Source organism: Johannesbaptistia floridana (genome assembly GCF_057440575.1).
In genome coordinates this window covers 20,379-28,296 of record NZ_JALKVM010000057.1, presented here as the reverse complement: position 1 = coordinate 28,296, position 7,918 = coordinate 20,379, and the positions used below count along the sequence as shown (strand labels likewise).

Below are 7,918 nucleotides of genomic sequence, written 5' to 3'. Positions count from 1 at the left end.
ATTCTTAATTCTTAATTCTTAATTCTTAATTCTTAATTCTTAATTCTTAATTCTTCTGGCGATCGCCCGCGCTATCATTGCTGAAGCCATAGCCATTTGCCAAACAAAACAACCATCTGCACGGATAATTATCCATGCTGATTTGAGAGACAAAATAGTTTGTAGGTTGGGTTGAGGCACGAAACCCAACACTCTGACTGGTTGTGGTTGAGTAATGAGTTTTGAAGTAATGAGTTTTGAGTTTTGAGTTTTGAAGTAAGGAGTAAGGAGTAAGGAGTAAGGAGTTTTGAAGTGAAAGAAGTCTTGAAGTAATGAGTTAAAGAATTAATGCTAAACCCCTCTTAAGGTATTATTCAGAGCAAAGCATCGAATTAATGATTTAGAGATATTAACTAGCTAAAGTTTGTATGTGGGAAATCGCCGCAGACACTGTGACTGGGAGTTGATAACCGCCTCCATGGCAAGAAAGGATCGGACATCTATATCTCTCAGCAAAATCTACCACAATTTCAGTTAATCGGCAAAAATCCTGATTAGTCCAATCTGTTATTTCATATCCACAATCATCTTTATGAGAATCATAACCAGAAAAAATAGCTATTAAATTCGGTTGCCATGGAACACTTTCTAAAGCTTCCTGAAAAGCATCAATAGCTTCATGCCCATAGTAAAATCTGCCAGTTATACCACCGTCATCTAAAATATTCACTGGAAAAGAATCTCTAATCACAGGAATATTGGAGTGCCCAACCCCTTCAGCATAATCGGTTGTTCCAACTTTCAAGTCTGAAGCTTTAGCCATATAAAGATCTACAGCGCTGTGAATACTGATACAATAAACACTATGATCGTGGCTAAAAATTTCTTGAGTTCCATCGCCATGATGAATATCCCAATCAATAATTAGGACTTTTTCTAATCCTTGGTTTTGAGCATATCTAGTAGCTGCGGCTAAAGGATTGAGTAAACAATAGCCATGTCCCCAGTTAATATGACTGTGATGTCCACCCAAGCTAAAACAGTAAGCACGTTCAACAACCCCTTTGATCATTTGGTCAATTGCTTCTAACATTCCACCCAAACCATAAAGATAGCCTGGAATACAGTATTCTAGTCCAACACATTCAATACTTAGTTCTGGTAAGGATAAGCTAATCTCATCTAATGGTTTATTAGTAGCTTTTAGATAAATCTTACGAAGATATTCAAGGCTATGAACTCTTAAATAATCAGATATCAAAGCTTTACGTAATGGTAATACTGGATAATCTACAAGAGATTTCTTAATACTTTTTCGTACTTGGTTGTAGTAATGAAAAGATTTATTGGTAAAGAAAATTTCTTTAATTGGCTTAGAAGTTGAAAAAACTTGGGAATGAAAATAAGTGGCAAGTTTCATTATTAATGTATTGAGGTTTTGATCTAAGAATACATTTATTTTAGTAATTTACTTGTTTTGTCAGCAACTTCACGTTTATTTTGTTAAAGAATACTTAATTTTTACTACAATTTTTCCCAATTTTATAAATCAAGTGTTATACATGAAGATATAATTAACAGACAATGAGGAGAGAGTATGTCCAACTTAGACTCCAATCAACCATCAAGAGGTAATAGAGTTAGTCAAACTGGTGTAAAACTAGTAATGAAGGGAATCGCTGGAAATCTTGCCCTAGCTTCTGGCGTAACGGTAACCTTGCTATTTGGGATGGTATTAGTATTAATTCTAGCGCTTCAATTTATAGTAGCGAGTGATAATCCTCATCTAGGCTTAGTCTTGTCTATTTTCATAACTCTAGTTTTTAATCTAGTAGTCTTCTTCTTATCTCCATTCATTATGGATTTAGTTCAACAATCGTTATATAACACTAAGTGGGTATCCATAGAGGAGATTCGTAGCCATAGTCGAGAAAGTGCAGAAGTTATTGAAAGAGTTTGTCGTCAAAAAAATATTAAGCACCCGAAATTGGGAATTATCCACGATCAAAATCCCACGGCTTTTACTTATGGTTCGTTACCTAGTACAGCTCGTTTAGTAGTTTCTCAGGGTTTATTTACTTATCTCGACGATGATGAAGCCGCTACAGTTTATGCCCATGAATTAGGACATATTGTTCACTGGGATTTTGCGGTAATGACTTTAGCTTCAACATTAGTACAAACTACCTATTTAATTTATGTAGCTGCTCGCAATGCTTCTCGTTTTGGAGACAAAGCCAAAGATATAGCTCAAAGTGTGGCAATAAGTGCTTATGTATTTTATCTTGTGGGTACTTATTTAGTTTTATATTTATCTCGCACCCGGGAATATTATGCAGATCATTTTTCTGCTGAAACTACAGGGAATCCTAATGGTTTATCTCGTGCCCTCGTCAAGATTGCTTATGGTATCTTAGAAGAAGGACAAAAAACTCAACAACCTAGTCGTCTCATCGAAGGCACTAGAGCATTAGGAATTTACGACCATAAAGCAGCAGTTTCTACAGGCACAGCTTATCGTATAGCTGGTGATACTCAAAAATTAGGCAAAGTATTTTTATGGGATTTATTTAATCCTTGGGGTTGGTGGATGGAGTTAAACTCAACTCATCCTTTAACAGGTAAAAGAGTTCGCGCTCTAACTACTTATGCGGAACAAATGGGCTTAAATACAGAGTTCAACATGAGCTCAGTCATCCGAGAAGGTAATCAGTTAAGCAAAGGTAAACTTTATGGTAATTTCTTGTGGGATATTGTCATATATAACCTCCAAGTGATTGCTATTATAGTTAGTCTAGTATTCAGCTTATTTATACTAGATTTAGCACAGCACCCTGCTATGGTTCTAGCTATTCCTCTTTTAGCTTTTGGAGTAGCAACTTGGTATCGAACTTTGGTGATGTATCCTCGTTTTCAAAATGCTCCTGCTGAAGATATATTTACCCTAATGTGTAATCCCTATGCTAGTCCTTTGCGGGGTAAACCAGTCCAATTGCAAGGTAAATTAATCGGTAGAGGTGATGCCGGTTATAGATTTGGCTCAGACTTAAAATTACAAGACAAAACGGGTATGATTTTTGCTCGCTATTCCTCACGTTTTGGCGCTTTAGGTAATTTCCTGTTTGGCTGTAAACAAGTTAACAATCTGATTAGCAATGAAGTTGAAACTGTCGGCTGGTTTCGTCGTGGCATTATGCCTTGGTTAGATTTAGTTTCTTTACGTAATTCTCAGGTTAAAGTAAATAGTTATCATCGTTTCTGGTCCTTTACCGTTTCAGGAGTAGCGATCGCCTTCGGTTTTTGGCTGATAATCATGCTTTAGATAGAAATCTCATAGTTAAAAATTAAATGCAAGATTTTCAGGCTTATTTTCTGACAAATCTTGCCTTTTTCGGTTTTATTAACCCTGATTTTTCTTAATCTTTACTCATAACTCATTACTCTTTTATTAACTAATATTTTCTCCTGATTAAGCCAACTGAACCGTTATTTATTCTTGTATCTTAAGAGAGTGATTGCTTACAGTTAAATCCTAATTTGGTTAAACAGAAATTAATCTTGATAAAATCTCTGCTCCCATCGCTGATGATTTAATTTAGCACTCTTAACAACATCAGAACTCATAATCAAACGATTAACTAACCAATTAACTAGTGACATAGGAAAAGCTAACGGCCTCGCAATATCTAAAAACAAAACAGCGCGGTATTCATCACTCTTATTCCAAGCCTCGTGTAAAAAAGTATCATCAAAAATTAAACTTTTGCCCTCTTCCCAGTAGGCAACTTGATTATTGATCCTAATTTTACAACTCAACTTATCTTGGGGTACTTTTAAACCTAAATGATAACGAATTAAACCCTTATGCTTGCCGCGATGTTCGGGTATATGTTTTCCGGGAGCTAGTATAGAAAAAAAAGCTACTTTTAATCCAGGTATCTCCTGCAAAAGTTTAGTAGTTTCTGGACAAAGTTCACAGTTTTTCACAGCTTTGTAACCAAAAGCAAAGAAAAAATAAGTTTTCCACAAGTCATCATTGGCGATCGCATATTGTCTTTCAGAAATATCTTGATAATTCGGTAACTTATCAACTAAATCTAAAACATTATCCAATTCTTTACGAATAACTAACCAATTTTTCTCTAGCTTTTCTACCCAAGGAAAAACCGAACTATCAAAAAACGCACTATCACCGATTAAAGAATATTTAGCAACTAACCTCTCTAACCAGGAATCCTGAACAACTAACTTTTCTAAATTTTTAACTACAATATTCATAACCATACGCAAAAATCATTAAAGTTTTTGTATAAATTGTTTAAATTTTTCTTCGGTATTTTTAGCAAAAATAACACTTAAACTTTCCCCAAATATATGAGGAATTGCTAATATAGTTCCTAAGTGTACGCGCCATTGACTCCAACAAGTTATCGATCTCAAAAATGGTGAAACTAGCCACCACCGATTAATCGAACATACTGGTTGATTTCCCAAAAGTTTAACCTCATGCCACCAGCCCGCAGGAATATAGAGAATTTCCCCTTGACGCAAAGTCACTTCATATTTATATAACTTTGCGGTGGTAAAATTAGGGAATTTTTCTAAATCTGGACTATCTAAACACAATTTACTATGATTACAGCGTATTTTTTGCCCAAAACGTAGATGATTAAATACCGACAAAGGATAAAGATTATATAGTTGAGAGGGGGGAAACAGAATAACTTGTTTTTCTCCTGATAGCTGCATCAAAGTTCCATCAAAAGGATCATAATGTAAAGCAGTTGTATGTCCTCCCCTCCCTAACCACAAGTTAAACCCAGTTACTGAGTTTTCTAAGCCTATTTGTGTTTCAGCATTTTTCAAAATAGGAGAATCAGCCAAAACAGTATTTTTTAGACTGCATTTACCCAAATATATCCCCGAGTTACTCCCCTCAGGTTGGCGTAAAAGCTTAGCATATTGATTTAGAGTCATATTTTGGAATCTTACTCCACTACCAACACCAGAATAGTTATTTTGTTGATAAATTCTTACGGGAAAAATCTCATTACCAATATTGGCGCATAAATAATCTAAATCCCACTCTGGCAAATCAACTAATAAACCTGTAATAATCACTGGTTTACTTTGTTGTTGATAATCAGTAGAAAACAGTTCTGGTGTTAGTTTGTTTCCTGGAATTCTGGGTATAGTTTTATCTTTCATAAATTACAACTTCACCTCTTCAATAACTTCAAGACCGCTTAAATATTGACGGTCTTGATTAAGATTAAGGATTTTTAACTGAGACTCAGGCATTCCTTGTTTAATCAGTTTTTCACCTAATTTAGCAAAGCTTCCCGGTGCTAGAATACGTAAACGAGGGGGTGGAATTGTAGATTGTCGTTCTATCTCATAACAAGTATTTAACTTTTGTAAGTTTAAATCAAATTCTTGTATAAAGTCTTCTGGTTGAGGTAAATTAGCATTACTTGACAGTTCGATATTTAAAATATAAGCCGGGGGAATATCCACTTCTGAAAGAGTTAGACAAAAATTTTCTAAGGATACATGGAATTTCTTTTGTAAATCTTGCACGGCTTGGATAACATGAGCGTCCGTTGTTTTTTCCGTGGTTGAAGTTAAAACACCACTGGCGCGATGTAAAAAGGTAATCATAGGGGTTTGATGATAAAAACCGAGAACTTTAATCACATCCCCAATATCGTAGCGATATAAGCCTGTATAGTTACTAACTAGAATTCGATACTCTTGTCCTATTTTTACTTCCTCAGGTAGTAGAGTTTGAGGATTTTCTTTGTGCCATTCATCAGAGGGGATAAACTCAAAAAAGTTAGTATTTATAGCTAATATACTGCCATCTTGGTCGAAATCCGGGTAAATACTAAAAACGGCCTCTGCTGCTGCATAAATACCTCCAAAAACCGGAGTTTTACCAAAGTAACTGAGAAATTTGTCTAAATAAAAATTAGAAGGTACTCCTCTAGCGGTGGCAATACAGGCTAAATTAGGCCAGACTAATTCTGGAGTCAAATATCCATAAGTTTGGTATATTACTGCTAATTCCCCTGCTCTTTCGGGATTAGCTGGCAATTTTTTAGTTAGTTGTTGGCGTAGTTGTGGTTCTATGTTTAACCAAGAGGCTATTTCTCCTGCCTGTAAATCTGCAATTAATTCTGAGGCATATTCTTCTAAGTATTTCGCCATGGTAAGGGCAATAACTGGATAATTAGCCCCAATTAAACTAAGATCTGAGTTTCTCAGAGCAAATAACAGACAAACATAATTGCGGGCTACCACATCTTTGATTCTCAAGACATCAAAGGGATGTACAAAAATACGTTTTTGCCAAAAATTACTATACAATAAATCTCCAGTGCTTACAGGACCATAAGGTATACCTTGTGGAGTATGACCAAATACTTGTAGAGAACTGGTTAATAAACTTTTGCTGGGATTAATAGTTAGGTTTTTAGCCCTTGCTGCTTCTAGGAGAAAGCCAAAACCAATAATCTTGTTTATTTCTTTACTTTTGCGGGAAGTTTTGGTGACAGGAATAATTTTTTGTTTGCCCGTTGTGCCACTGGTAAAATTAAAGTAAATTGGGGCTTCTGGTGTTAAAAGATTCGGCTCTCCTTCTACCATTCTTTGGATATATGATTGATAATCCTTATAACTATGTATTGGTATTTGACTGCGAAATTCCTCAACTGTTTTGATCCCTTCTAAGTTGAGTGTTTTCCCTAATTCTGTGTTTTTATAGGTAGCAATCAACCTCTGTAAAAAATCTCTTTGGGTGACTTCTATATTTTGAGTTTGACGCTTAAATTTTTTAAGACTACCTTGAGTCAATGCGGTTAAAAGAGATGTTAAAATTTTGCTCATAGAAAATTAACCTAAAATTGTAAGTAGTGCATTAACTGGGTAATCTGTTGATTATCTAAATTTAAGCGTTGTTTTAGGGAAGCTAAACTGCGGTAGTGACCATTTTCTTGACGATTAGTAAAAATCATAGTAGCTAAATTAGTATCTATTACTGGTATTTCTAACAACTGCTCTAAGGATGCGGTATTAGGGTTTACTCTCATAGGCATAATGATACTATCGAAGTCATAGTAGCAAAATTCCAGCACAGGCTCCCAGATTTTTACTTGAGTGAGAGATACAGACAAAGCTGCTGCCAAATCTTCTAGAGAGAGAATAATCACCCCCATACTAATTAATTCTACTAGGGATTGGGCTTGACGGATAGAAATACCTGGTAAACGTAACCAATCATCTACAGTAGCACGATTAACATCAATTTTTACTCCTAATTCTGCGGCTATAGCAATTTCTGTGGGAGAGTTTAAACGCTGATGGGGATTTTGTTGCAGTTTTGCCCACAAGAGTTGACGAGTTTGAGAGATATTCACTTGCTCTATGTATTTTAAATTTGTTCTAGCAGTTGACGACGTTTTTGTTCAAATTCACCTTCGGAAATTAAACCCTCTGCTCGCAGTTGGTCTAATTCTCGCATAGTTTGGGCGATCGCTCCGGGTGCTTTATGATGAGAATCAGCAGAAAAATAAACGATTGGAGCAGTATTGGGAGCAATATTATTAAAATAACTATCCTCTTGAACAAAATACCAAACCGCATCAATAGCTGAAGCAATGCGAGGAATTGGGGTAGAAAACAAGAGAAAATAAACTAGGCCCCAAACTGGCTGTCCTAAGTATATTTTCTGTAAACCAGCTATAGGGGTAATTGTCCCCAACAATGCCAAAACAATAGCTACACTCTTTTGTTTAGGTTGATTCAACCACCAAGATTTTAACCACATCACCACTATTTCTCTGATTATCAAACAATTCAATTAATATCATAAGTCAACTTGAGGAAATTTTGCTGAGGGAGGAGTATTGAGATGGAGCAGAGCAAAAAAATAGGGTTT

8 protein-coding genes are annotated in these 7,918 nt (G+C 35.6%); 1 reads left to right on the top strand and 7 read right to left on the bottom strand.

The annotated features are described in order from the left end of the window. Window positions 1-39: 39 nt before the first annotated feature. Together MW688_RS04310 and MW688_RS04305 are read right to left on the bottom strand one after the other, a co-directional pair. Entirely contained in the window at window positions 40-180 is a 141-nt protein-coding gene (locus tag MW688_RS04310; protein WP_486734683.1) for a hypothetical protein, read from the bottom strand. 208 nt (window positions 181-388) lie between these two features. Next, window positions 389-1,399 carry a histone deacetylase family protein gene (locus tag MW688_RS04305; protein ID WP_486734682.1) on the bottom strand — a complete coding sequence of 337 codons (1,011 nt, stop codon included), beginning with the start codon at window positions 1,397-1,399 and terminating at the stop codon, window positions 389-391. Between the two features lie 177 nt (window positions 1,400-1,576). Between MW688_RS04305 and MW688_RS04300 the strand changes: the two genes are divergently transcribed. Beyond that, the gene (locus MW688_RS04300; RefSeq protein WP_486734681.1) at window positions 1,577-3,301 is read left to right on the top strand and encodes a zinc metalloprotease HtpX; all 1,725 of its coding nucleotides are present in this window, start codon (window positions 1,577-1,579) and stop codon (window positions 3,299-3,301) included. A 230-nt stretch (window positions 3,302-3,531) separates the two neighbouring features. On the opposite strand, the gene MW688_RS04295 is transcribed toward MW688_RS04300, so the two are convergent. From MW688_RS04295 to MW688_RS04275, 5 genes are read right to left on the bottom strand one after another with little or no spacing between them, the layout of a single operon-like run. Beyond that, window positions 3,532-4,257: an aspartyl/asparaginyl beta-hydroxylase domain-containing protein gene (locus tag MW688_RS04295; RefSeq protein ID WP_486734680.1), complete on the bottom strand. Its 726-nt coding sequence runs from the start codon at window positions 4,255-4,257 to the stop codon at window positions 3,532-3,534. 18 nt (window positions 4,258-4,275) lie between these two features. Continuing rightward, entirely contained in the window at window positions 4,276-5,187 is a 912-nt protein-coding gene (locus tag MW688_RS04290) for a cupin-like domain-containing protein (protein ID WP_486734679.1), read from the bottom strand. 3 nt (window positions 5,188-5,190) lie between these two features. Further along, window positions 5,191-6,867 (bottom strand): GH3 auxin-responsive promoter family protein, encoded by a 1,677-nt coding sequence (locus MW688_RS04285; RefSeq protein ID WP_486734678.1) that lies wholly within the window; start codon window positions 6,865-6,867, stop codon window positions 5,191-5,193. 11 nt (window positions 6,868-6,878) lie between these two features. Then, window positions 6,879-7,397: a helix-hairpin-helix domain-containing protein gene (locus MW688_RS04280; RefSeq protein ID WP_486734677.1), complete on the bottom strand. Its 519-nt coding sequence runs from the start codon at window positions 7,395-7,397 to the stop codon at window positions 6,879-6,881. 14 nt (window positions 7,398-7,411) lie between these two features. Next, on the bottom strand, window positions 7,412-7,807 hold the full coding sequence (locus MW688_RS04275; protein WP_486734676.1) for an SHOCT domain-containing protein: 396 nt from the start codon (window positions 7,805-7,807) through the stop codon (window positions 7,412-7,414). Window positions 7,808-7,918: the final 111 nt, after the last annotated feature.